We start from the raw sequence: 25205 nt of genomic DNA on the forward strand, positions 1-25205 counted from the left end.
CAGTGAAACGATGCATCGCCGATGGTAGTGTGGGGTTTCCCCATGTGAGAGTAGGTCATCGTCAAGATTCATTTCGCAAAACCCCTATCTGCGCAGGCAGGTAGGGGTTTTGTCTTTTCCGGGGCCTGCATTTCATAGGCCATAGGCCAAAAAAATACGGCGCCGACCCTGAGGTCGACGCCGTATCGGCGCGCTACAGCGTTCAGCTCAGCAGGTTGCGCACATTCCCCATCGCTTCATCGGCGAACCCCTGGAGAAACGCCTGGAACCCAGGCAGCGCCTCGGCGCCGCCTTCCCAAGGCTCGGCCTGGATGGTCCAGGTAGCCCGGCTACGGTTATCGCTCAATGCCTCGACCTGCATCGCCGCCCACAGGTTACCGATGTTCAAGCTGGTGTAGATTAGGCTCCAGGTCATGTACATCGCCTGCTCGTCACGCGAGTTGAGCTGCTCGATCACCACGTTGCCATCCTTGAACAGCTTCTTGCGCACCGAGCGCATGCCATTGCCGGTCATGTCGATATGCGCCAGGGCCGGAATGAACACCGGGAACCCGGCGAAATTACCGACGATGTTCCAAACGCTAGCTGCCGGTGCGGCGATCTCGACGCTGGATACCACCAGGCAGCCTTCAGGGTTGCGGATCAAGGTGTCAGGTTTGAGTGCTTGCATGTGATGTTGCTCCATTGGTGTTTGAATCGAAGGGTCAGATAAAGCCGATGTCGCTCAGGTAGCGGCAGCCGCGGCGCAGCAGCTCCGGGCTCTTGGCGGGGTAGTGCGCGCCCATGCGCTGCACGCCGTTGCGTGCATTGCCGTGCTCGATGGTGGAGATGTCGCCGATGTCTTCCTCGAATCCGTCCAGGTAGAAACCCAGGACGTCGAACAGCGCGTTGTCGCGGTCGACGCGACCAAGCTCGTGCTGCCACTGCTCTACATCTACCCAGTCGAACGCATGGCCCTGCTCGCGGAATGACGCCAGGTAGTCCCGCCAGCGCAGGGGCTCGGGGTTGTGCAGGTTGAACACGCATTGGCCCGGCAGGTAGCGGCTGCTGTGGAAGGCCACGAAGCGCGCGAGGAAATCCACCGGCATCAGGTCGAAGTCCAGCTCCAGGCGTGGCACCTGGCCCAGTTGCAACGAACCTTTGAGCATCAGCATCAGGCGGTTGCGCTGGGGTTGGCAGACGCCTGTGCGGCTGTCGAAGGTGATGTTTCCAGGGCGGAACAGGTTGACCCAAACGCCTTGCTCACGTGCCCGCTGCAGGATGCGCTCGCCAACCCACTTGCTCAGGTTGTAGCCATTGCGGATGTAGATCGGCGGTGTCGCAGCTGGGTCCTGTTCCAGCACGCGTCCATCGTCACCCACCGCACTGCAGGCCGAGAGGGTCGAGATGAAGTTGAAGATTTTTTTGCGCCGCCCCTCGCACAGGCGTAGGCATTCGAACAGCGGCTCGATGTTGTCACCTGCCAATGCCTGGTAGTCGAGCACGTGATTGACCTGGGCGGCGTTGTGCAGCAGGGCGCCGTACTCGCTATCGAGATAGTCGTAGTCCTGCTGCATCAACCCCAGGCGCGGCAAGCGCAGGTCTGCGGCCAGCACCCGGACGCGGCTCATGTCCAGCTCCAGGCGATTCTCGACCAAGGCCTGGGCGAAGCGCTGTTCGGCACTCTGGCCGCCGGCACTGCGCACCAGGCAGGCCACCTCTGTGGCGCCCCAGTCCAGGAGCGCCTCTACCAAGTGCACCCCCAGAAAACTATTGGCACCAGTGACGATCACCTTGTGCACATCGCCCAGTGCCTCCAACGGCAGCACCTGCAATCCGAGCTCGCGGTTGGCGTCCAGCTCTATCTGGGCGAGCGGCGTTTGCATAGCCTCCACGCTCCCATCCAGCAGCGCGCCGAGGCGTTGCAGGGTGGGCTGCTCGATAAAGCGGTTGATGGCCACGCCCTGCCCGAACTGCTCGCGTACCTCCAGCAACAGCCTCGACAGCAGAATGGAGTGTCCGCCGAGGTTGAAGAAGCTGTCGTCGATGGAGATATCCGCCTCGGCCAGCTCCAACAGCGTGCTCCACAGGCTACGCAGACGCTGTTCGGTCGGCGTGCTGGGCGCCAAGCGCATGGCAGTCGGCAGCGCCACAGGGCGTGCCAGCAGCGCCTGGCGGTCGACCTTGCCATTGGCGGTATAAGGCATCTGCTCGAGAACTTGGTAGAACGCTGGGTGCATGTAGTCGGGCAAATGCTGCTCGGCATGCACGCGCAGGGCCTGCTGTGCGCCTTCCCGAAGGGGCTGGGCAGCGAAGGCCAATACCCGGCGCTGTGCGTCCACCACCACGGCAACCTGAGCGTAGAGCTGGCTGCCGCGCAGGCACTGCTCGATCTCTTCCGGCTCCACCCGGAACCCACGGATCTTCACCTGGTTGTCTCGCCGCCCGCACAGCTCGATGCCCTGCGCAGCCCACCTGGCGATGTCGCCGCTGCGATAGGCACGCAGCGAGCGGCCATCTGCCAGGCTAAGGGTCACGAAGCGTTCGGCGGTCAAGGCGGGGTTGTTCAGGTAACCCAGGCCGACACCCGGGCCGCAGATATAAAGCTCGCCAGGGGTGCCCTGGGTGACCGGTTGCAGGTGCTCGTCGAGGATCATCACCTGGGTATTGGCGATCGGCAGGCCGAGGTTGCGGTTGCTGTCGCCTGCGCCGAACACCCGCGTGGTGGCCAGCACCGTGGTTTCCGTCGGGCCATAGATGTTGTGCATGCGGCACTGACCGGACAGCCTGGCGATCACCTCTGGTTCGCACACATCGCCCCCGGTCACCAGATGGCGCAGCCCCAGGTGCTCGCCCCGCGGCAGGATGCTCAGCAGGGCAGGGGGCAGGAACGCATGGCTGACTTCCTGGCTGTGGATAAGTCGCACCAGGCGCTGCGGGTCGCGACGTTGGTCTTCGTCGGGGATGACCAGCTCGGCACCGCAGGCGAAGGTCGGCAGGATATCCAGCAGCGAGGCGTCGAAGCCGATGGTGGAGAACTGCAACACCCGGCTGTGGCTATCCAGCGCCACGTGTTCGCGGTACCAGGCCATGAAGTGGCTGAGGTTGCGTTGGCTCAGCAGCACGCCCTTGGGCACCCCGGTGGTACCGGAGGTGTAGATCGCCACGCAGGGTGCCTCTGGACCACGCTGACGCACATTCAGGCTAGGTAGCACAGGATCATCTGCCATTGTCAGCGTGCGGACATCCAGTGCACCTCTCCCGGGCTCGGCGAGCCCGTCATGCAGCAGCAGGCTGGCACCGGCGTCTTCGACAATGCGTAGGCGTCGTTCGGCAGGCGTGGCTGGGTCCAGAGGCAGGTACACGGCGCCGCAGCCGAGCACGGCCAGCAGGCTGGCGTACAGCTCATTCGACTTGGCCATGCACACCGCGACCACCGCCGGTGTTTCGCTGGCATGGGGCAATAACGGATACAACGCGCGCTGAATGCCCACCGCCTGTGCATGCAGCTGGTGGTAGCTGTGCCGCTGACCCTCCCGGTTCAGCGCTGGCTGTGCCGCAAAACGGCGTAGGCTGCCGTCGAGCTGGTCGACCAGACCAGCCTCGGCCTGTTCCAGCAGGTCGGCGCGCAACGTGCGATTGAACGGGTGTCGAAAGGCCAATGGTTCCAGCCAGTCCAAGCCGTGCTCGCGCTCGTGAAGGCTGGGGCTGGCTGACGGCGTTTCCTGCAAGTGCTGTGGGTTGCGGGCGATGCGGGTGACCTGCCGCCCCAGTTGTTCCTCCAGCACCTGCAGCGTGGCTTGACGCAACTGCTGGCCGTTGCCCGAGGCGGGCGTGTCCATGGCCACTCGCTCGATCAGCCGCTGGGCACTGGCGCTGCCGCACCAGAACAGTATTTCCACGCGGGGCAGGGTTTCGGCGTGGCTAACACCCAGGCGCAACCGCATCAGTGGTGTGTCGCCCAGCGGCTGCCAGTCGTTGCTGGCGAGCACCAGGCTGCCGTCCTCCAGCACCAGGTGCTGCGGGCTGGCGAGGGCTTGGCGTAAGGCCTGCGGGGTGTCGGCCAGGCGTGCGCCGTGGCCGTGCTGGTCGAGCATCCCGGCGAGCTGACGTAGCGCCGGGCTGGTACCGACCAGGAGTATGTCGAGACGTCTCATGGGGCCTCCTCAGGGCAAGTAGTCGCGAAGCGCAGCCTGCACGCAGGGCGTTTCGAGCATCGAGCTGCTGCGCAGGAAGCGCAGGATGTTGCCCAGCAGTGGGTGCTGGTGGTTGATCGGGTACGCCAGGCCGCTCACCTCGTCACGCAACGCCTGGCGTACCGGCTCGCTCACCGGCAGCGCGGCGATCAGGCTGAAGTCGAAGGCTTGCTGGATGTCGTTGGTCAGGTACTGGGCGAGAAACACCGGCAACACCTCGGCGATCGCCTCGCGTTGCGCCTCGGGCGCGGCCTGCCAGTAGATGCGCGTCAGCCTGGCCCAGAAGCTCGAGTGGCGACCCTCGTCGAGCAGATGGTCGGCCATCAGCCCCTTGACCGAGGGCTTGACCGTGTCGTCGCGAGCAAAGGCCGCCACGTCGTCGGTCAGGGTGTTCTCGGCGATGCCTACGCACACCAGCTCCAAGGCATCGCGCAGTTGCTCGGGCACTTGCGCCAAGGCGGCGGGAATGGCCCGGCTGAGTTCGATTTCCCCTGGCAGCGCAATGGGCTCGATCCCGGTCAGCGCGATGGTTTGTTGCAGGAAGTCCATGGCTACCAGTGCGTGGTAGTCCTCATCGACCACCACGGTCATGGCGTCGTAGCGGCACGCGAACGGGAAGCGCACGGCAAAGCGGTCCTTGGCGATACGCCGGGCGGTGCGGTCGACGATCTCGGTCTCGAAGATCACCACGTCGTTGATGAACTTGTAGAGGCTTTGCACCAGCACGAAGTCGCGCAGTTGCGGGCATTCGCGCTGGAAAGTAGCGCCAAGCACCAGGGGCTGGCGGCTGAGCGGGTAGATCAGCCGCTGGTCGTCCTCCACCAGGCGCCGCGGCCGCGTGCGGATGGTCGCGCGCTCCTCCCAGGACTCGGCGAACGAGCGGTATTCATGGGCCTTCATGGCGTGGCCTCGACGACAGGGGCACGCAGCGCGTCGCGTAGCCGGTTCCAGAAGGCCATGCGGCTGTCCACTGCCGCGATGGCTGCCTCGTACGTCTCTTCCAGGCGCTGCGGATCGTGGCCCACCAAGCGTTCCAGCAGTTGCTCGGCCGCCGGGCCGTGGTCTTCGGAGTCGACCTCGATATGCCGTTGCAAGTAATAGCGGAAGGTCGGTGCCTGCTCGATGCCGATACCCCACTCATCGAGGATCTGCTGGAACATCGTGGGGATGACGCTCTCGCGCCCATGCAGGAAGGCGGCGGCGACCCGGTGGGCGGGTGCGTCCAGGGCCACGACCAGGGTGTCGCGCACGAAGCGCTTCGCCGCCTCGCTGGCACCGGAGCGTTCCAGGGCGCTGGCGTAGTCGACGCCTTGCTGTTGCAGGCTGACGAAGCACTCGATCGCCCGGGTGCTGGCGCCGACTTCGCGCATGGCGTCCAGGTACAGCTCGTAATGGCTGTAGTGCCCGTGGTCGAGGCGGTCATCGGACTCTTCGCCGAGCACGATTTCGTTGATCAGGCGCGCAGCGGCCGGGTCTGTCGGGGGCAGCCAGGGCAGTGTCACGCAGGTCAGTTCCTGCTGCAGGCGCTTGGTCAGGGACATGAAGTCCCACACCGCGAATACATGGGTTTCCATGAACTGACGCAAGGTAGCCAGGGAGTCGATCTCGGAAAACAACGGGTGCCGGGAAAGTTCTAACTTCTTGCTAATAAGTGTGCTCTTCAATGTGCTCATCATGATGTCCATCAATGGTTAAGTTCAGGGGTGTGTCGCTGTAAGTTCGAAAGATTTTCCTAACTCCAGGCAAACGGGTGCCTCGAGTGAATATCGATATCAAACAGTGACTGGAAGCTGCCATGGCCTTGATTTATCACGGGCGGCACGGGTGGCCTATAGAAACTAGAACAAATTCAAAGTGTGTCGCAATTGTTTTCTAAATAATTTTAAAATGTATGTTTTTACATGTAAAAGTTAGTGCGACAAAACTTTATTGTAAGTTTTATTTGGCATGAAAGTGCTCCTTCCAATAGTTGCCTATTAGAAAAAATAATTGAGTGAATGCCTCACTCGAAGCACTGATCAAAGGGGGAAGAGGGTGGTTGACTGTATGGTGGGCGGCTGATCGCCTTGCGGTCCTTGCCCCGTTGCCAGACTCCTTCTGCGGGTAGCTAGTCGATGCACGACCAGGCCCGCCATGGGGCGATCAGCGGTCGTTGCGCGGACTAGAGTGTGCCCAAACGGCGGTCGCTACCATGGGTGGGTGGCAGCGAACTAGTAGAAAAGAAGTAAAGGGGGAGAAGAAAAGGCGATTCGTGAGGTCTAGAGGCTCAGCAATCGGAGGGGGGTATTGAACATTCTGATGATCCATTGCGTGGGGAGGCCTGACGGGAACTGCTGTCAGGCAAGCCGATCAGTTCCCGCCCACACCCGGCGAAAGCACGCCAGTCCGGCATTCCAGGCGAGGAGCCTCAAGGGTAGAGCGCGGTGACCGGTACCCGTGCCAGCGCTTTCGTCAACGTAGCGTTCGGTTATCTAGTGGTTGTCACAGTTAGAAACAAATGATGTGTTCGGCCAACGGCGTCACATCACTTGGCCTGTTGCCTGTCCAGGTAATTGCGGATCGTGCGGGCTGCATTGTTGAGATGACGTTCCAGTACTTGGACGGCGTCCTCCACCAGCTTGTCGCTTGCGGCATCCACCAGGGCAATGTGGTCGTCCTGAGTGAGTTTGCCCAGGCCCATCGACGACAAGTGGAAACGCAGGAAGCGCTCTTCCTCGTTGAGCTCCACCTCGATCATGCGCAGCAGCTTCTGGTTGTGCGCCTTGCTGTACAGCGAAAGGTGGAACAGGCGGTTGAGGCGACCGATCTCGGCGTGGCGGGTTTCGCTTTCCAGCTGGTGGATGTAGCTGCGCGCCAGGGCGATGTCGTCGGCGTCCAGGTGAGGGATTGACTGGCGCAAGGCCTCGGATTCGAGAATGACCCGCAATGCGTAGGTATCGACCGCATCTTCCCCAATCAGCGGCGCGACCACGGCCCCCTTGTGCGTCACTACCTTCAGTAGCGATTGCGCCTCTAGCTGGCGCAGAGCCTCGCGTACCGGCATGCGGCTGACGCCGAACAGCCCGGCGAGGGTTTCTTGGCGCAGCGCCGTGCCTGGCGGCAAGCGACCGTCGAGAATGGCACTGCGCAGGCGCTCTTCGATAACACTACGCGCCAGGTGCGCAGGCACCTGCTCATTACCCAGTACCTTGCTGAGGAGAGTGTCTTTCTCGGCCACGCGGAGTCTGCCTCGGTGGGTTGCGAATATTGGATCCAATAACCCTAATAAGCAGGGGGGGCGCCTGTCAATTCGAAGCGCCGTGGAACATGCGGCAGACGACGAAATGCGACTATCGTGAATGAAGTCATCGTGCAAGGGAAGCCGCATGTTCCCGGCACGATGCATGAGGATGGGTGAATCGACCATCGGCGCCGTGCCGTTGTCTTTTGCCCTGGCAAGCCGCACCATCGCAGCTTTCTCCGATCGGTCTGGACGGGTGTTCGCAGTGGCGATACCTAGGATGCTCAACGTGGCCGTGCGCCGTCTCGGCCTTGCCCTGTTGCTCGGCTGCCTGCTGCCGGGCGGCTTGCACGCGGATTGGGACTTTTCCCAGATCAGCCGCCGCGCCCAGGCCCTCTATGGCCCATTGGGCCAGGGCCAGCAGCGCATCGATGCCTGGCAGGCGCTGATGGCCACCCAGGCGCAAGGCAGCGAACGGGAGCGTTTGCAGGTGGTCAACCAGTTCTTCAACCAGCAGTTGCGCTACGTCGAGGACATCGACCTGTGGCGCGAGGTCGACTACTGGGCCACGCCGATCCAGTCCCTGATGAAAGGGGCGGGCGACTGCGAGGACTACGCCATCGCCAAGTACTTCAGCCTACGCCGCATGGGTATTCCTGCCGAAAAACTGCGCATCACCTACGTCAAGGCGCTGCGCCAGAACCGCGCGCACATGGTGCTGACCTATTATTCAAGCCCACAGGCCCAGCCACTGGTGCTCGACAGCCTGATGGACGCGATACGCCCGGCCAGCGAGCGCACCGACCTGCTGCCGGTGTACGCCTTCAATGGCGAAGGCCTGTGGCTCACGGGGGCTGCGGGCAACAAGAAGGTGGGCGACACCAAGCGACTGTCGCGCTGGCAAGACCTGCTGAAGAAAATGCAGGCCGAAGGGTTCCCGGCCGAACCGGTTTATTGAGGAGCACAGGATGTCTCTGTTCAAACAGTTGTTGCTTGCCATCTGCCTGCTGCTGACCATTGCCTTCGGTGGCAGCTTCATGGTCAGCCTGGAGAGCTCGCGCAGTCAGTACGTCAACCAGCTGCGCTCCCACGCCCAGGATGCGGCGACGGCGTTGGCGCTGTCGTTGACGCCGAACATCGACGACCCGGCCATGGTCGAGCTGATGGTCAGTTCGATCTTCGACAGTGGCTATTATTCGAGCATCAAGGTCATCGACCTGGACTCCAACGCCTTGCTGGTGGAGCGTCACGCCGAGCCTGACAGCAGCGGCGTGCCGGGTTGGTTCGTGAGCCTGATCGGCCTGGAGCCGGCGGGGGGCGACGCCATCGTCAGCCGCGGCTGGCAACAGGCGGCGCGGGTCGAGGTGGTCAGCCACCCGATGTTCGCCCTGGCCAAGCTTTGGCAGGGCGCTCTGGGTAGCCTGGGTTGGCTGCTGCTGTGCGGTGTGGTCAGCGCTGTGCTGGGGGCATTGCTGTTGCGTCGGCAGCTGCGTCCGCTGGACTACATGGTCGAGCAGTCCCACGCCATTGCCCGGCGCGAGTTCCTCAGCCTGCCGGAGCTGCCGCGCACACCAGAGCTGCGCCGGGTGGTGCAGGCGATGAACCAGATGGTCGAAAAGCTCAAGGCGCTGTTTTCCGAGCAGGCAGAGCGTAGCGAGCGGCTGCGTGCCGAGTCTTACCAGGACAGCCTCACGGGCCTGGCCAACCGGCGTTACTTCGAAATGCAGCTCAATGCCCGGGTCAGCAACCTCGAAGAGTCGCGCAGCGGCTACCTGCTGCTGCTGCGTGTGCAGGACCTGGCCGGGCTCAATGCGCGCCTGGGCGGCGAGCGCGCCGACCAGTTGTTGCAGGCAGTGGGTGAGCAGTTGCGGCGCGCCTGCGCCAACTTTCCGGAAACCAACGACCTCATCACTCGCAGCCGTGGCGGGGAATTCGCCGTGCTGGCGCCGGGCATGGTCCACGATGAGGCGGTACACCTGGCCCAGGCCCTGCAAGCGGCGCTGCAAAGCCTGCGCGAGACCGGCGCCAGTGATGTCGACCCGGTGGCCTGCATCGGTGTCGCCCCCTACAGCCCAGGCGATGCACCGCAAGCGCTGCTGAAACTGGCCGACGAGGCCCTGGCGCGCGCCGAGAGCCAGCCGCAGCCTGGCTGGGTGTGCCTTGAGCAGGGCGCTGCGGCGGTGGCCGCCGACAGCCAGCACGACTGGCATGCGCGCCTCGACCAGGCCCTGGAAAAAGGCCACTTCGCGTTGTTCTTCCAGCCCGTGGTGAAATGCCAGGCGTCGGATCAGGTGCTGCACTACAAGGTCATTTCGCGCTTATGCGACGACCACGGCGAACCTTTGGCCGCTGGGCGTTTCCTGCCGTGGCTGGAACGCTTCGGCTGGATGCCACGGCTGGACCTGCTGATGCTCGAAAAAGTACTGCGGCACATGCAGAGCCACGGCGAGACGCTGGCGCTGAACCTGTGTGCTGCGACCCTGGCAGACCCGAACGCCATGCAGCGTATCTACGCACTGCTCGGGCAGCACCGCGCCCTGGGGCCACGCCTGACATTCGAGATCGGTGAGGAGCAGTTGCCCGAGCAGGCGGTGCTCGAGCAGCTCACCCGGCGCCTGCGTGGGCTGGGCTTCAGCCTGGCCTTGCAACGTTTTGGCGGGCGTTTCAGCATGATCGGCAACTTGGCGCGTTTGGGGCTGGCCTACCTGAAGATCGACGGTGGCTATATCCGTAGCATCGACCAGGAGCAGCACAAGCGGCTGTTCATCGAGGCGATCCAGCGTGCGGCGCACAGCATCGACCTGCCGCTGATTGCCGAGCGGGTGGAGACCGACGGGGAGTTGGAGGTGCTGCGCGAAATGGGTGTGCAGGGGGTTCAGGGGCAGTTGGTGGGTGAGCCTGCGCCTTGGCGCTGAGCATCTAGCTATTTCGTTGATGCTGCAGGCCTCTTCGCGCCGAACCGCCGCGAAGAGGCCGGTGGCGACAGCCAAAAAGCTCAATCAAATCAACCCGCCGCCTTCATCTTCCTCGATCAGGTTGTTCAGGCTACCCAGCGCCTTACGCGCGGTAGAACGGTTGAGCAGCTTGGATTGGGCGCCAGCGGGCAGGTCAGTGATGCTGAAAACGCCCTTGGCCGTCAGCACGTCGATCAGGTCCTCGAGCACGCGGATCATGTCCAGGTCGCTTTGCTTGAGTTGTTTGAGGCTGGTTTCCACGACATCGTCGGCGAACCATTCCAGCACGTCGGCATGGTCAGGGGGCAGGATCTCCTCGAACTCCTCATAGGGCGCTGCCTCCACTCGCAGTAGCTGGCCGTTGGCGTCGCGTTGCACGTAGAACATGGCATCGTCCCTCACGGTGTTTCCTTCTTGATAGTCGGTGTTGTCAGCAGCATAGGCAATCTTTGCTCGGTCCGTGCAGGCGGTCGGCCAGGCCGCCTGCACGGTCAGGGCATCAACTGCCGGAGTTGTCGATTTTGATGGTCGGGTCGGCACCGCTGATCAACGAGTTGATCGTGGTGTTCGACCAGTTCACCCCTTCCAGCTTGATGGTCACGTCAGCGTTGGCCAGGCCCCCGGCGGCGTTGAGCTTGCCTTCGGTACTCACTTGCAAGGTCGACTCACCATTGACCGTGGTGATCTTCAGGTAGTTGTCGATGGTGCTGCCTTTCTCTCCTTGCAGCAGGTCGCGCAGGTCGAGGCGGTCGCCCTCGGCGAGCTTGAAGTCCTTGATCACATCGTTGCCCAGGTCACCGGCCTTCCACACGAAGCTGTCGGCACCACTGCCACCGCTGAGGATGTCATTGCCCTTGCCGCCGATCAGCGTGTCGTTGCCGGCACCGCCAAACAGGATGTCATTGCCTTCGCCTCCGAGCAGGGTGTCGTTGCCGGTGCCACCGAGCAGGATATCGTTGCCCTTGCCGCCATCGATGTAGTCGTTGCCCCCCTGGCCGAAGATGATGTCGTTGCCATTGCCCCCCATCAGGGTGTCGGCGCCATCGTTGCTGCGCGAGACATCGAACTCGGCGTAGTTCTCGGAGACGTATTTGTGCATCGTCCGGGCGTCCACGTCACCGGCATCGACCCCCAGCTTGTTGGCGACGTAGGCCTGGATCGCCTCCACGCCCGTGCCTGGAATCGAGTCGAAGGTGACCAGGTCGCCGAAGATGATGTCGTTGCCGTCCCCGCCGTTGACCGTGTCGTTACCTGGCAGGATGGCCTCGGTATGGCCAAGAATGGCCTCGGCCAGCTTGCTGGGGTCGATGTTGGTCTGCGGCTTGCCATCGGAGTCGAACGGCTTGAGGTCGTCGCTCTTCACATCGCTGTTCAGGCCGATCGCCTCGACGTTGGACAGCCCGGACAACAGCTTGAAGCTGTCGAGCGAGTTGTTCCAAGTGGCGGTGTCGGTGGTGTTGCCGGTGCCCGCACGGGTCGACAGCTCGAAGGTGCCATCGCCCTGGGCACGTATCACGGCATTGCTGATGGTGTACCAACTGCTGCCCACCTTGTACTGCACGCTGAGGTTGCCGCTGCTGTCGATGGAGGCGCGCTGGTTGGCGTCGATGGTGGCGTTGGTGACGACGTTGCCGAGCTTGTAGTTCTGCGCGGCGAGGAAGGTGTCCAGGGCCACGCTGCTGTAGCCCAGGTTCGGGTTGGTCTGTTCGCTGGTCTGGTAGAAGGTTGGCTTGCCGTCGGTGATGAAGAAGGTCTGGGCATCGCCGGTGTTGCCGGCGTTCTTCAGCAGCTGGAACCAGTTGGCGGCGGTCTTGAAGGCATCCTCGTAGTTGGTGCCGCCTTCGGAGGTCATGGTTTTCAGCGCGTTGAGCAGGGTTTGCAGGCCGGTGTCGTTGAGCGCGACCGACACATTGCTCTTCACTTGGCTGGCGAAGTCCACCAACAGGATGTTCACCGTGCCCGATTGCGCGCCCTTGACGCTGGCGGCCAGGGTCTTGAATACCGATTCCAGCGATTTCTTCGCCGCATCCACGCCGGTGGCTCCCATGCTGCCCGAGGTGTCGACGATGAAGGCGATGTTGTAGTCCTTGCCTGGCACCACGTGCAGACCCGCCACGTCGGCCACCACGATGTCGTTGCCGTCGGTACCGGTGATGGTATCGCTTTCGGCGGAGAGGTTGCTGGTGCTGTAGGTTTCCGGGTACACCGTGACCTTGATGGTGCCCTCGTTGCTGGCGGTGCTGCCGCCGACGTTCTCGGTAGAGGTTGAAGTCACCTTCACGTCGAACTGGCCGTAGTAGTAGGACGGCGGTTTGATCGTCAGGCTGCCCAGGTTCCAGCCGGTGACGTCGACCGCAGTGGCGCCCACGGTCACGCTGCGCCCTGCGTTGTCGCTGACCACCGACCCGGCCGGGATGCCGCTGAGCTTGACGCTGAGGCTTTCCGAGCCGTCGGTGTCGGTCAGGTTGGTACTGATGCCCACCAGCTTGACCGGCACGCCATTCTCGCGTCCCTCGTTGAGCTTGTAGCCGTCGTAGTAGCCCTGGCTGTTGCTGCCGTGCAGGTCGGAAACCGTCAGGCCGGCGTTGGCCATCTCGGTGACGTTCTGGTACATCGGGATGTTGGCGCTGTTCAGGTCGGTGACCGCGCCGCTGCCCACCTTGACGTTGACGTCGTAGCTGCCCGGACCCGACTGGTTGGCGTGGTACACCTCGAGGGTGTAGTAGCCGCTGGTGGTCGGGGTATAGCTGCCTGCGACGTTGCCACCGGCGCCCCAGGTGGCGGTAACCACGTTCTTGCCGCCGATGGTCACCAGCAGGCTGTCGTCGGCGGTGCCGCTGAAGGTGTAGGTCTTGCCGGCTTCCAGGTAGATCAGGCCGGACGTCTTCGAGCCGCTGCCGCCCGCCACGCTGGCGTCGGACTGCACGTTGGTGGTGGTCTCGGACTTGTTGGCGTTGCCGGAGTTGGCGAACACGGTCTTCAGCGCGTCGCCGGTGATGCCGTTGCCGTTGGTGCCAAGGCCGGTGAGGCTGTTCCAGGTCTCCTTGGTCAGGCCCAGGGAGTTGACGTTGTTGCTGGCGATGGCCAGGTCCGGGCGGTCGGCCACCGGGGTGATGTCGACCTTGAGCGTGGCCTCGGTGCCCAGGTTGGTGCCGTCGTTGGGTTTGAACTTGATCTGCGCGTAATCGGCCTGCTTGTTGCCCACGCCGGTGCCGCCATAGCCGTCCACGCCGGATTGGTTGGCCACAGGCACGAACTTGAGCTTGCCGGCGGCGATATCGGCCTGGCTGATGTTCTGGTTCAGCGTGACGTCGACCCAGGCGGTGCCGTTGTTGAACTTCAGGCTGCCCAGGTCGGGCAGCTTGCTGATGGTGACCGAGAGGCCGGTGTTGCCGTCGGCATCGGTGACGTTGAAGTCGCCCCACTTGAGCACGTAGTCGGTGTCTTCGATACCCGTTACAGCGCCGCCCGGCGAGACCGGCGCACTGTCGTTGTCGATGATGGTGGTGGTGACGCTCGACTTGCTGGCATCGACCTGCAGGTTCTCGAAGTTGCCACCGCTGGCGCCGCTGATCTTCACCACGAAGTTTTCCGAGCCTTCGGCGAGCAGGTCGTCGATGGTCTTGATGGTGAAGGTGGTGCCGGTGCTGTTGGCCGGGATCTTCACGGTGGTGACGCCGGTGAAGTCCTGGCCGTTGGTGGCGGTGCCGCTGTAGGTGAGGGTGATGGTGACCTCGCTCTTCGCGGGGCTGGTCAGGGTCAGGGTGTAGGAGGCGGTGCCGCCCTCGGTGACCGATGCATCGCCGCTGATGCCCACGGTGGTGAGGTCACCCTGGCCGCTCGGCTCGTCGGTGACGGTAGTGGTCAGGGTGTTGCTGCCCAGGGTGAGTTTTTCGAAGTTGTCGCCGCCGCTGACGCTTTCCAGCTTGTTGACGATATTCGGCTGGCCGCCGACGTAGACGTCGTCCTTGGCGGTGACGATGGCTGTCCCCGTCGCACTGCCCGCTGCAACGATGACTTTGGTGCCGTCGCTCAAGGTGAAGGTCAGGCCGCCGTGGCCGGTGACGGACAAACCTTGGGCGTTGCTGAGCGTGACGGTGTAGGTGACCTGGCCGCCTTCGGTGACGGTGGTCTTGTCTGCCGTGAGGGTGGCGACCACTTCGCTTTGGGTGTCGCTGATCTGCACGGTGGCGCTGCCGCCAAGCTCCAGGTTCTCGAAGGTCTTGCCGGTCACCGTGGCATTGCTGATGCCGACGGTCAGCGAGCCTGCGTCTTTGAACACATCCTCGCCTTGGGCTGGCGCCTTGTATTCGACCTGGGTCTGACCGGCGGCGATGGTGACTTGGTCGCCATTGCTCAGGGTCACGATCAATGGGCGATCCAGCACTTGGTTCACCTTCACGGTGAAGCTGGGTTGCTGCGCTTCGGTGACATCGCCATTGCTGACGATGGTGACCGACACCTTGTCGCCCTGGTTGCCCGCGCCCGATGTGCCCGAGCCCGTCTCATCCGTGACCGTGGTGGTAACGGTATTGCTGCCCAGGGTGAGTTTTTCGAAGTTATCAGCGCCCGTGACGCTTTCGAGTTTGTTGACGATGTTCGGCTGACCGCCGACGTAGACGTCATCCTTGCTGGTAATGGTGGCCGTGCCGCTGGCGCTACCGGCCGGGATGGTGACCTTGGTGCCGTCGCTCAAGGTGAAGGTGAGACCGCCGTGGCCGGTGACTGCCAGGCCCTGGGCATTGCTGAGGGTGACCGTATAGGTGACCTGCCCACCTTCGGTGACGGTGGTCTTATCTGCCGTAAGGGTGGCGACCACTTCACTTTGGGTGTCGCTGATCTGCACCGTGGCGCTGCCGCCCAGCTCCAGGTTCTCGAAGGTTTTGCCAGTCACCGTGGCGTTGCTGATGCCGACGGTGAGTGAGCCTGCATCCTTGAATACGTCCTCGCCTTGGGCCGGTGCCTTGTATTCGACCTGGGTCTGGCCTGCCGCGATGGTGACCTTGTCGCCGTTGCTCAGGGTGACGGTCAGCGCACGGTCCAGGGCCTGGCTCACTTTCACCGTGAACGACGGCTGCTGGGCTTCGGTCACGTCGCCATTGCTGACGATGGTGACGGACACCTTGTCACCTTGGCCGCTCGGCTCGTCGGTGACCGTGGTCGTCAGCGCGTTATTGCCGAGGGTGAGTTTCTCGAAGTTGTCGCCGCCACTGACCGATTCGAGCTTGTTGACGATGTTCGCCTGGCCGCCGACGTAAACGTCGTCTTTGGCTGTGATGGTCGCCGTACCGCTGGCGCTGCCGGCCGCGACGGTGACCTTGGTGCCATCGCTCAGGGTGAAGGTCAGGCCACCATGCCCGATAACTGGGAGTCCCTGGGCGTTGGAGAGGGTGACGGTATAGGTGACTTGGCCACCTTCAGTGACTGTGGTCTTGTCGGCCGTAAGCGTCGCGACCACCTCGCTGGTGGTGTCGCTGATCTGTACCGTGGCGCTACCGCCGAGCTCCAGGTTCTCGAAGGTTTTACCGGTAACGGTGGCATTACTGATGCCGACGGTGAGTGAGCCCGAGTCTTTGAAGACATCGTCACCTTGGGCCGGCGCCTTGTACTCGACCTGGGTCTGGCCCGCGGCGATGGTGACTTGGTCGCCATTGCTCAGCGTAACGGTCAATGGACGGTCCAGCGCTTGGTTCACCTTCACGGTGAACGAAGGCTGCTGGGACTCGGTGACATCGCCATTGCTGACGATGGTGACCGAGACTTTATCGCCCTGGTTGCCCGCGCCGGGCGTGCCGGAGCCGCTCTCATCCGTGACCGTGGTGGTGACGGTGTTGCTGCCGAGCGTGAGTTTTTCGAAGTTGTCGCCACCGGTGACGCTTTCGAGCTTGTTGGCGATGCTCGGCTGGCCGCCGACGTAGACGTCATCCTTGGCGGTGACAATGGCCGTGCCGGTGGTGCTGCCCGCTGCAACCGTGACCTTGGTGCCGTCGCTCAATGTGAAGGTCAGGCCGCCGTGCCCACTAACCGGGAGGCCCTGGGCATTGGAGAGGGTGACGGTGTAGGTGACTTGTCCGCCTTCGGCGACCGTGGTCTTGTCTGCCGTGAGGGTCGCGACCACCTCGCTCTGTGTGTCGCTGATCTGCACGGTTGCGCTGCCGCCCAGCTCCAGGTTTTCAAAGGTTTTGCCAGTCACCGTGGCATTGCTGATGCCGACGGTGACTGAACCGGAGTCTTTGAAGACATCGTCGCCTTGGGCCGGGGCCTTGTACTCGACCTGGGTCTGGCCTGCGGCAATGGTGACCTGATCGCCGTTGCTCAAGGTGACGGTCAACGGACGATCCAGCGCCTGGTTCACTTTCACGGTGAAGCTTGGCTGCTGAGCTTCGGTCACGTCGCCATTGCTAACGATGGTGACCGACACCTTGTCGCCCTGGTTCCCAGCCCCTGGTGTACCCGAGCCGCTCTCGTCGGTGACGGTGGTGGTAACCGTGTTGCCGCCAAGTGTGAGTTTCTCGAAGTTATCGCCGCCGGTGACGCTTTCGAGCTTATTGACGATGCTGGGCTGACCGCCGACGTAGACGTCGTCCTTGGCCGTGACGATGGCAGTCCCCGTTGCGCTGCCTGCCGCGACAGTGACTTTGGTGCCATCGCTCAAGGTGAAGGTCAGACCGCCGTGGCCGGTGACGGCCAGGCCTTGAGCGTTGCTGAGGGTGACGGTGTAGGTGACCTGGCCGCCTTCGGTGACGGTGGTTTTGTCTGCCGTGAGCGTCGCAACCACCTCACTGGTGGTGTCGCTGATCTGCACCGTGGCGCTGCCACCGAGTTCCAGGTTCTCGAAGGTTTTTCCAGTCACCGTGGCATTAGTGATGCCGACCGTGAGCGAGCCCGAATCCTTGAAGACGTCCTCGCCTTGGGCTGGCGCCTTGTACTCGGCCTGAGTCTGGCCCGCCGCGATGGTGACTTGGTCGCCATTGCTGAGGGTGACGGTGAGTGGGCGATCCAACGCCTGGTTCACCTTCACGGTGAAGCTTGGCTGCTGAGCCTCCGTCACGTCGCCATTGCTGACGATGGTGACCGACACCTTGTCGCCCTGGTTCCCAGCCCCTGGTGTACCCGAGCCGCTCTCGTCGGTGACGGTGGTGGTGACGGTATTGCTGCCGAGCGTGAGTTTTTCGAAGTTGCCGCCTCCGCTCACCGACTCAAGTTTATTGACCAGCGACGGCTGGCCGCCGACATACACGTCGTCCTTGGCTGTAACCGTTGTTGTGCCGGTCGCGCTACCCGCTGCGACGGTGACTTTGGTGCCGTCGCTCAGGGTGAAGGTCAGGCCGCCGTGGCCCGTGACCGAGAGGCCTTGGGCGTTGCTGAGCGTGACGGTGTAGGTGACTTGGCCACCTTCGGTGACGGTGGTCTTGTCGGCTGTAAGGGTGGCGACCACCTCGCTGGTGGTGTCGCTGATCTGCACGGTGGCGGAACCGCCCAGCTCCAGGTTCTCGAAGGTCTTGCCGGTGACGGTGGCATTGCTGATGCCGACGGTGAGCGAGCCTGCGTCTTTGAATACATCGTCGCCTTGGGCCGGGGCTTTGTACTCGACCTGGGTCTGGCCTGCGGCAATGGTGACCTGGTCGCCATTGCTCAAGGTGACGGTGAGCGGGCGATCCAACGCCTGATTCACTTTCACGGTAAACGAAGGCTGCTGGGCCTCAGTGACATCACCGTTGCTGACGATGGTGACCGAGACCTTATCGCCTTGGTTACCGGCACCCGGTGTGCCCGAACCGGTTTCATCGGTGACGGTGGTGGTGACGGTGTTACTGCCGAGCGTGAGTTTTTCGAAGTTGTCTGCACCCGTGACGCTTTCGAGTTTATTGGCGATGCTCGGCTGACCGCCGACGTAGACGTCGTCTTTGGCTGTAACGATAGCGGTACCGGTCGCGCTGCCCGCCGCAACAGTGACTTTGGTGCCATCGCTCAAGGTGAACGTCAGGCCGCCGTGACCAGTAACCGAAAGGCCTTGGGCGTTGGTCAATGTGACGGTATAGGTGACCTGGCCGCCTTCGGTGACGGTGGTTTTATCCGCTGTAAGGGTGGCGACCACCTCACTGGTTGTGTCGCTGATCTGCACCGTGGCAGAGCCGCCAAGCTCAAGGTTTTCGAAGGTCTTGCCAGTCACCGTGGCGTTGCTGATACCGACCGTGAGCGAGCCAGAATCCTTGAAGACATCGTCGCCTTGGGCCGGGGCCTTGTACTCGACCTGGGTCTGTCCCGCAGCAATAGTGACCTGGTCGCCGTTGCTCAAGGTGACGGTGAGCGGGCGATCCAGCGCTTGGTTCACTTTCACGGTGAACGAAGGTTGCTGGGCTTCCGTGACATCGCCATTGCTGACGATAGTGACGGACACCTTGTCACCCTGGTTCCCAGCGCCTGGCGTACCTGAGCCAGCTTCATCGGTGACCGTGGTGGTGACGGTGCTGTTTCCGAGGGTGAGTTTCTCGAAGTTCTCGCCGCCACTTACCGACTCAAGCTTGTTGACCAGTGACGGCTGGCCGCCGACGTAAACGTCGTCCTTGGCAACAACCGTGGCTGTGCCAGTCGCGCTGCCAGCTGCGACGGTGACCTTGGTGCCATCGCTCAACGTGAAGGTCAGGCCGCCATGTCCACTAACCGGGAGGCCCTGGGCATTGGAGAGGGTGACGGTATAGGTGACTTGTCCGCCTTCGGTGACGGTGGTCTTGTCCGCCGTGAGCGTGGCGACCACCTCGCTGGTGGTGTCGCTGATCTGAACCGTGGCGCTGCCGCCAAGCTCAAGGTTTTCAAAGGTTTTACCGGTAACGGTGGCATTGCTGATACCAACGGTAAGCGAGCCAGAGTCTTTGAAGACGTCGTCCCCCTGGGCGGGCGCCTTGTATTCGACCTGGGTCTGGCCCGCAGCAATGGTGACCTGGTCGCCGTTGCTCAAGGTGACGGTGAGCGGGCGATCCAGAGCCTGGTTCACCTTCACGGTGAAGCTCGGCTGCTGTGCCTCGGTCACGTCGCCATTGCTGACGATGGTGACCACGACCTTGTCGCCCTGGTTGCCCGCGCCGGGCGTGCCGGAGCCGGTTTCATCGGTGACGGTGGTGGTGACGGTGTTGCTACCGAGGGTGAGTTTCTCGAAGTTATCGCCGCCCGTGACGCTTTCCAGCTTGTTGGCGATGCTCGGTTGGCCGCCAACGTAGACGTCATCCTTGGCGGTGACGATGGCCGTGCCGGTGGTGCTGCCCGCTGCAACCGTGACCTTGGTGCCGTCGCTCAATGTGAAGGTCAGGCCGCCGTGCCCACTAACCGGGAGGCCCTGGGCATTGGAGAGGGTGACGGTGTAGGTGACTTGTCCGCCTTCGGCGACCGTAGTTTTGTCTGCCGTGAGGGTCGCGACCACCTCGCTCTGTGTGTCACTGATCTGTACCGTTGCACTGCCGCCAAGCTCAAGATTTTCAAAGGTTTTGCCAGTCACCGTGGCATTGCTGATGCCGACGGTGAGCGAACCTGCGTCTTTGAAGACATCCTCACCCTGGGCCGGGGCTTTGTACTCGACCTGGGTCTGGCCAGCAGCAATGGTGACTTGGTCGCCATTGCTGAGGGTGACGGTGAGTGGGCGATCGAGCGCCTGGTTCACCTTCACGGTGAACGACGGTTGCTGCGCCTCGGTGACATCGCCGTTGCTGACGATGGTGACCGAAACCTTGTCGCCCAGGTTGCCTGCACCTGGCGTCCCCGAGCCGGACTCATCGGTGACCGTGGTGGTGACCGTGTTGCTGCCGAGCGTGAGTTTTTCGAAGTTATCGGCACCCGTGACGCTTTCGAGCTTGTTGGCGATACTCGGCTGACCGCCGACGTAGACGTCATCCTTGGCGGTGACGATGGCCGTGCCGGTGGTGCTGCCTGCTGCGACGGTGACTTTGGTGCCGTCGCTCAGGGTGAAGGTCAGGCCACCGTGGCCGCTAATCGGGAGACCTTGGGCATTGGAAAGGGTGACGGTGTAGGTGACCTGGCCGCCTTCGGCCACAGTAGTTTTGTCTGCTGTGAGGGTGGCGACCACTTCGCTGGGGGTATCGCTGATCTGTACAGTCGCGCTGCCGCCGAGCTCCAGGTTCTCGAAGGTCTTGCCAGTCACGGTGGCATTGCTGATGCCGACGGTGAGCGAACCTGCGTCTTTGAAGACATCGTCGCCTTGGGCGGGGGCCTTGTACTCGACCTGGGTCTGGCCCGCTGCAATGGTGACTTGGTCGCCATTGCTGAGGGTCACGGTCAATGGGCGATCCAACGCCTGGTTCACCTTCACGGTGAACGAAGGCTGCTGGGCCTCGGTGACATCGCCATTGCTGACAATGGTGACCGAAACCTTGTCGCCCTGGTTGCCCGCACCCGGTGTACCCGAGCCAGTTTCATCGGTGACGGTCGTGGTGACGGTGTTGCCAGCAAGCGTGAGTTTTTCGAAGTTATCCCCGCCACTTACCGACTCAAGCTTGTTGACCAGTGACGGCTGGCCGCCGACGTAGACGTCATCCTTGGCCGTAACCGTTGTTGTACCGGTCGTGCTGCCGGCCGCGACGCTGACCTTGGTGCCGTCGCTCAAGGTGAAGGTCAGACCACCATGCCCGCTAACCGGGAGTCCCTGGGCGTTGGTGAGGGTAACGGTGTAGGTGACTTGGCCACCTTCGCTGACGGTGGTCTTGTCCGCCGTGAGCGTGGCGATCACCTCGCTCTGGGTATCGCTGATCTGTACCGTGGCAGAGCCGCCCAGTTCCAGGTTCTCGAAGGTCTTGCCTGTGACGGTGGCGTTGCTGATGCCTACGGTGAGTGAGCCCGAGTCTTTGAAGACATCGTCACCTTGGGCGGGCGCCTTGTACTCGACCTGGGTCTGACCCGCCGCGAGGGTGACTTGGTCGCCATTGCTCAGGGTCACGGTCAATGGACGGTCCAGTGCCTGGTTCACCTTCACGGTGAACGAAGGTTGCTGGGCCTCGGTGACATCACCGTTGCTGACGATGGTGACCGAGACCTTATCGCCCAGGTTGCCCGCGCCTGGCGTCCCCGAGCCCGTCTCGTCGGTGACTGTGGTGGTGACGGTGTTGCTACCGAGGGTCAGTTTCTCGAAGTTATCGGCACCCGTGACGCTTTCGAGCTTGTTGACGATGCTCGGCTGGCCGCCGGTGTAGACATCATCCTTGGCTGTGACGATGGCTGTACCGGTGGCGCTGCCGGCCGCGACGCTGACTTTGGTGCCGTCGCTCAAGGTGAAGGTGAGGCCGCCATGTCCACTAACCGGGAGGCCCTGGGCGTTGGAGAGGGTAACGGTGTAGGTGACCTGGCCGCCTTCGGTGACGGTGGTCTTATCCGCCGTGAGGGTGGCGACCACCTCACTGGTGGTGTCGCTGATCTGCACCGTGGCAGAGCCGCCAAGCTCCAGGTTTTCGAAGGTCTTGCCGGTCACCGTGGCGTTGCTGATACCGACCGTGAGTGAGCCAGAATCCTTGAAGACATCGTCACCCTGGGCCGGCGCCTTGTATTCGACTTGGGTCTGGCCCGCGGCCAGGGTGACTTGGTCGCCATTGCTCAAGGTGACGGTCAGCGGACGATCGAGCGCTTGGTTGAGCTTGACCGTGAACGAAGGTTGTTGCGCTTCGGTCACGTCGCCATTGCTGACAATGGTGACGGAGACCTTGTCGCCCTGGTTGCCAGCGCCGGGCGTGCCGGAGCCGGTTTCGTCGGTGACGGTGGTCGTCAGGGTGTTGCTGCCCAGGGTCAGCTTCTCGAAGTTGCCGCCTCCAGCAACCGATTCGAGCTTGTTGACCAGGGCAGGTTGGCCGCCGACGTAGACGTCGTCCTTGGCGACCACTGTCGCCGTACCGATCGCGCTGCCCGCGGGAACACTGACCGTGGTGCCGTCGGAAAGGGTGAACACCAAGCCGCCGTGGCCGGTGACCGACAGGCCTTGGGCATTGCTGAGGGTGACGGTGTAGGTGACCTGGCCGCCTTCGGTGACCGTGGTCTTGTCTGCCGTGAGCGTCGCGACGACTTCGCTTTGGGTGTCGCTGATCTGCACCGTGGCGGAGCCGCCGAGTTCCAGATTCTCGAAGGCCTTGCCGGTCACCGTGGCATTGCTGACGCCGACGGTGAGTGAGCCGGAATCTTTGAAGACATCGTCGCCTTGGGCCGGGGCCTTGTACTCGACTTGGGTCTGGCCCGCAGCAATGGTGACTTGGTCACCATTGCTCAGCGTAACGGTCAATGGACGATCCAATGCCTGGTTCACCTTCACGGTGAACGAAGGTTGCTGGGCCTCGGTGACATCGCCATTGCTGACGATGGTGACCGAGACCTTGTCGCCCAGGTTGCCCGCGCCTGGCGTCCCCGAGCCGGTTTCGTCGGTGACGGTGGTAGTCAGCGTATTGCTGCCGAGGGTCAGCTTCTCGAAGTTATCGCCGCCGCTGACACTTTCAAGCTTGTTGACGATGCTCGGCTGGCCGCCGACGTAGACATCGTCCTTAGCCGTGACGATGGCTGTGCCGGTGGCGCTGCCTGCCGCAACGTTGACTTTGGTGCCATCGCTCAAGGTGAAGGTCAGGCCGCCATGTCCACTAACTGGGAGGCCCTGGGCATTGCTGAGGGTAACGGTGTAGGTGACCTGGCCGCCTTCGGCAACGGAGGTTTTGTCTGCGGTGAGGGTGGCGACCACCTCGCTGGTGGTGTCGCTGATCTGCACCGTGGCAGAACCGCCCAATTGCAGGTTCTCGAAAGCCTTGCCCTCGACCGTGGCGCTGCTGACGCCGACGGTGAGTGATCCGGAGTCCTTGAAGACATCATCACCCTGAGCCGGGGCTTTGTACTCGACCTGGGTCTGGCCCGCCGCAATGGTGACTTGGTCGCCGTTGCTGAGGGTGACGGTGAGCGGACGATCCAGCGCCTGATTCACCTTCACGGTGAACGAAGGCTGCTGGGCCTCTGTGACATCGCCGTTGCTGACGATGGTGACCGAAACGTTATCGCCCTGGTTGCCAGCACCTGGTGTACCGGAGCCGCTCTCGTCGGTGACGGTGGTGGTAACCGTATTGCTGCCAAGCGTCAGTTTTTCGAAGTTGTCGCCTCCGCTCACCGACTCGAGCTTGTTGACCAGCGACGGTTGGCCACCGACATACACGTCATCCTTGGCGGTGACGATGGTCGTACCGCTGGCGCTGCCCGCTGCAACCGTGACCTTGGTGCCATCGCTCAAGGTAAAGGTCAGGCCGCCGTGACCATTAACTGGGAGGCCCTGGGCATTGGTGAGGGTGACGGTGTAAGTGACCTGGCCACCTTCGGCGACCGTGGTTTTATCCGCCGTCAGGGTCGCGACCACCTCACTGGTGGTGTCGCTGATCTGAACGGTGGCCGAACCACCCAACTGCAGGTTCTCGAAAGCCTTGCCTTCGACGCTGGCGTTGCTGATGCCGATAGTGAGCGAGCCGGCATCCTTGAAGACATCCTCGCCCTGGGCCGGGGCTTTGTATTCGACCTGGGTCTGGCCCGCCGCGAGGGTCACTTGGTCGCCATTGCTCAAGGTGACGGTGAGCGGACGATCCAACGCTTGGTTCACCTTCACGGTGAAGCTTGGTTGCTGGGCCTCGGTGACATCGCCGTTGCTGACGATGGTGACCGAGACCGCGTCGCCCTGGTTACCGGCACCCGGCGTACCCGAGCCGGTTTCATCGGTGACTGTGGTGGTGACGGTACTACTGCCGAGGGTCAGTTTCTCGAAGTTGTCGCCGCCGCTGACCGACTCGAGCTTGTTGACCAGCGACGGTTGGCCGCCGACATAGACATCGTCCTTGGCGACCACGGTGGCCGTGCCGGTGGCGCTGCCGGCTGCGACAGTGACCTTGGTGCCATCGCTCAAGGTGAAGGTGAGGCCGCCATGTCCATTAACTGGGAGGCCCTGGGCGTTGGAGAGGGTAACGGTGTAGGTGACCTGGCCGCCTTCGGCGACCGTGGTTTTATCCGCCGTGAGGGTGGCAACGACTTCACTTTGGGTGTCGCTGATCTGAACGGTGGCCGAACCACCCAGTTGCAGGTTTTCGAAAGCCTTGCCCTCGACCGTGGCATTGCTGATGCCGACTGTGAGCGAGCCGGAATCCTTGAAGACATCGTCCCCCTGGGCGGGCGCCTTGTATTCGACCTGGGTCTGGCCAGCAGCAAGGGTGACCTGATCGCCGTTGCTCAAGGTGACGGTCAGCGGACGATCCAGCGCCTGGTTCACTTTCACGGTGAAGCTTGGCTGCTGAGCTTCGGTCACGTCGCCATTGCTAACGATGGTTACCGAAACCTTGTCGCCCTGGTTTCCTGCGCCTGGCGTGCCTGCGCCGCTTTCATCGGTGACGGTGGTGATCAGCGTGTTGCTGCCGAGGGTCAGCTTCTCGAAGTTGCCGCCTCCGGCGACCGACTCGAGTTTGTTGACCAGAGAGGGTTGGCCGCCGACGTAGACGTCGTCCTTGGCAACCACCGTCGCTGTGCCGCTGGCACTGCCCGCGGGAATGCTGACTGTAGTGCCGTCGGAAAGGGTGAACACCAAGCCGCCGTGGCCGGTGACCGACAGGCCTTGGGCATTGCTGAGGGTGACGGTGTAGGTGACCTGGCCGCCTTCGGTGACCGTGGTCTTGTCTGCCGTGAGCGTCGCGACGACTTCGCTTTGGGTGTCGCTGATCTGCACCGTAGCGGAGCCGCCGAGTTCCAGATTCTCGAAGGTCTTGCCGGTCACCGTGGCATTGCTGACGCCGACGGTGAGTGAGCCGGAATCTTTGAAGACATCGTCGCCTTGGGCCGGGGCCTTGTACTCGACTT

At 62.7% G+C, this 25205-nt stretch carries 9 protein-coding genes; 2 read left to right on the forward strand and 7 right to left on the reverse strand.

What is annotated here, in order from left to right:
- Positions 1-202: 202 nt before the first annotated feature.
- From ACQKPE_RS20430 to ACQKPE_RS20450, 5 genes are all read right to left on the reverse strand, one after another.
- On the reverse strand, positions 203-670 hold the full coding sequence (locus ACQKPE_RS20430; protein WP_427668427.1) for an SRPBCC family protein: 468 nt from the start codon (positions 668-670) through the stop codon (positions 203-205).
- A gap of 34 nt (positions 671-704) precedes the next feature.
- Positions 705-4136, reverse strand: coding sequence for an amino acid adenylation domain-containing protein (locus tag ACQKPE_RS20435; protein ID WP_427668428.1), 3432 nt, complete (start codon positions 4134-4136; stop codon positions 705-707).
- Positions 4137-4145: 9 nt separating this feature from the next.
- Entirely contained in the window at positions 4146-5075 is a 930-nt protein-coding gene (locus ACQKPE_RS20440; protein ID WP_427668429.1) for a diiron oxygenase, read from the reverse strand.
- On the reverse strand, positions 5072-5848 hold the full coding sequence (locus tag ACQKPE_RS20445; protein WP_427668430.1) for a DUF3050 domain-containing protein: 777 nt from the start codon (positions 5846-5848) through the stop codon (positions 5072-5074). Before ACQKPE_RS20445 ends, ACQKPE_RS20440 begins: the two co-directional genes overlap by 4 nt.
- An 851-nt stretch (positions 5849-6699) precedes the next feature.
- On the reverse strand, positions 6700-7392 hold the full coding sequence (locus ACQKPE_RS20450) for a GntR family transcriptional regulator (protein ID WP_427668431.1): 693 nt from the start codon (positions 7390-7392) through the stop codon (positions 6700-6702).
- Positions 7393-7588: 196 nt separating this feature from the next.
- Between ACQKPE_RS20450 and lapG the strand changes: the two genes are divergently transcribed.
- Positions 7589-8353, forward strand: a complete 765-nt coding sequence (gene lapG, locus ACQKPE_RS20455; RefSeq protein ID WP_427668434.1) for a cysteine protease LapG — start codon at positions 7589-7591, stop codon at positions 8351-8353.
- A gap of 10 nt (positions 8354-8363) precedes the next feature.
- Positions 8364-10310 carry a cyclic di-GMP receptor LapD gene (gene lapD, locus ACQKPE_RS20460; RefSeq protein WP_427668432.1) on the forward strand — a complete coding sequence of 649 codons (1947 nt, stop codon included), beginning with the start codon at positions 8364-8366 and terminating at the stop codon, positions 10308-10310.
- An 84-nt stretch (positions 10311-10394) separates the two neighbouring features.
- Here the strand turns inward: lapD and ACQKPE_RS20465 are convergent, their stop codons facing one another.
- Both ACQKPE_RS20465 and ACQKPE_RS20470 read right to left on the reverse strand, forming a co-directional pair.
- Entirely contained in the window at positions 10395-10736 is a 342-nt protein-coding gene (locus tag ACQKPE_RS20465) for a tryptophan synthase subunit beta (protein WP_427668435.1), read from the reverse strand.
- A gap of 112 nt (positions 10737-10848) precedes the next feature.
- Positions 10849-25122 carry an immunoglobulin-like domain-containing protein gene (locus tag ACQKPE_RS20470; RefSeq protein ID WP_427668433.1) on the reverse strand — a complete coding sequence of 4758 codons (14274 nt, stop codon included), beginning with the start codon at positions 25120-25122 and terminating at the stop codon, positions 10849-10851.
- Positions 25123-25205: the final 83 nt, after the last annotated feature.

The organism is Pseudomonas sp. NPDC089554 (genome assembly GCF_050280645.1).
Classification (GTDB): domain Bacteria; phylum Pseudomonadota; class Gammaproteobacteria; order Pseudomonadales; family Pseudomonadaceae; genus Aquipseudomonas.

Coding starts and splice junctions, on each gene's coding strand:
- ACQKPE_RS20445 (WP_427668430.1), bottom strand. CDS start 5,848: ATGAGCACATTGAAGAGCACACTTATTAGCAAGAAGTTAGAACTTTCC.
- ACQKPE_RS20440 (WP_427668429.1), bottom strand. CDS start 5,075: ATGAAGGCCCATGAATACCGCTCGTTCGCCGAGTCCTGGGAGGAGCGC.
- ACQKPE_RS20465 (WP_427668435.1), bottom strand. CDS start 10,736: ATGTTCTACGTGCAACGCGACGCCAACGGCCAGCTACTGCGAGTGGAG.
- ACQKPE_RS20430 (WP_427668427.1), bottom strand. CDS start 670: ATGCAAGCACTCAAACCTGACACCTTGATCCGCAACCCTGAAGGCTGC.
- ACQKPE_RS20435 (WP_427668428.1), bottom strand. CDS start 4,136: ATGAGACGTCTCGACATACTCCTGGTCGGTACCAGCCCGGCGCTACGT.
- lapD (WP_427668432.1), top strand. CDS start 8,364: ATGTCTCTGTTCAAACAGTTGTTGCTTGCCATCTGCCTGCTGCTGACC.